2 protein-coding genes and 1 pseudogene are annotated in these 1341 nt (G+C 76.4%); all 3 read left to right on the top strand.

Features of this window, described 5'->3' with window-relative positions:
* Window positions 1–463, top strand: a 463-nt coding sequence (locus tag G3I41_RS34300; RefSeq protein WP_164404423.1) for an ADP/ATP-dependent (S)-NAD(P)H-hydrate dehydratase, incomplete at its 5' end; no start/stop codon positions are given.
* 42 nt (window positions 464–505) lie between these two features.
* Window positions 506–811, top strand: a pseudogene (locus G3I41_RS36590) (DUF488 family protein); the annotation flags it as partial.
* 310 nt (window positions 812–1121) lie between these two features.
* A partial coding sequence (locus tag G3I41_RS34285) for an alanine racemase (protein ID WP_203602071.1) occupies window positions 1122–1341 on the top strand: 220 nt, incomplete at its 3' end.

Genomic DNA, 1341 nt, shown 5'->3' with positions numbered 1-1341 from the left:
CCGCACCGCGTCCGGGCTGCGGCTCCTCGACCCGGACGCGGTGCGGGGCCGCAGCGCGCCCACCGTCCTCACCCCGCACGCCGGGGAGGCCGCCGCGCTGCTCGGCGTGGCGCGCGAGGAGGTCGAGGCGGGGCGGCTCGCCGCCGTACGGGAGCTGGCCGGGCGGTTCGGCGCCACGGTGCTGCTCAAGGGCTCGACCACCCTGATCGCCACGGACACCCCGCGCACCCCGGTCCGGGTCAATCCGACCGGCACCCCGTGGCTGGCCACCGCCGGCAGCGGCGACGTGCTCTCCGGCCTCACCGGGTCCCTGCTCGCCGCCGGACTCGCCCCGCTCGACGCCGCCTCCGCCGGGGCCTATCTGCACGGGCTCGCCGCCCGCCGCGCGGCCGACGGCTCCCCGCTGGCCGCGATGGACGTCGCCGACGCGATCCCCGGGGCGTGGCGGGACGTCCGGGCCTGAGCGAAGCTGAGGAGGACGACCGCCGAGGAGAGGTGACCGGCCGTGAGCAGCAGCGGTGACGTGCGCGTACGCCGGGTGTACGACGGGGTCGAGGAGGGCGACGGCACCCGCGTCCTGGTGGACCGGCTGTGGCCGCGCGGGGTGTCCAGGGAGAAGGCCGCGATCGACCGCTGGCTCAAGGACCTCACCCCCTCGGACGAGCTGCGCACCTGGTACCACGAGGACCGCTCCGGCACCCGCTACGACGCCTTCGTCGAGCGCTACCGGGCCGAACTCGCCGGTCCGGCCGAGTCGGCGGCCGTGGACGAGCTGGCCGGGTTGGTCCGCGAGGGCGGCCCGGTGACCCTAGGGCCTGTCGTCACATTCCCGTCTGCCGGGCGACGCCATGCACGCACTCTCGCCGCACCGGCCCCAGACCCCAGTACATCCAGTACAGGGGTCTGGAGCCGGCACGCCGAGAGCACCCGCCTGACGCCGCCCGGCCCGCCCTCCGGGCGGACGACGGGAATGTGACGACAGGCCCTAGTGACGGCCGTCAAGGACGTCGGGCACAGCCACGTACCGGTCCTCGCCGACCACCTGGAACACGAGCTGCGCCACCGCTGACGCGCCCCGCCGGACCGGCCCGCACGGGCGGCAATGAGAAACTGGGCGCGATATGAACGAGACAGCGTCCTTGCGAGCCCGTGCCGAGATCGACCTCGCCGCACTCCGCGCCAACGTGCGCGTCCTGCGCGCCCGGGCGGCCGGGGCGCACCTCATGGCCGTGGTCAAGGCCGACGCCTACGGGCACGGCGCGGTCCCCTGCGCGCGCGCCGCGCGGGAGGCGGGTGCCGCCTGGCTGGGCACCGCGACCCCGCAGGAGGCCCTGGCCCTGC

It is taken from the genome of Streptomyces sp. SID9727, assembly GCF_010550605.1.
GTDB lineage: Bacteria > Actinomycetota > Actinomycetes > Streptomycetales > Streptomycetaceae > Streptomyces.
This window is presented reverse-complemented; position numbering and strand designations above follow the sequence as displayed.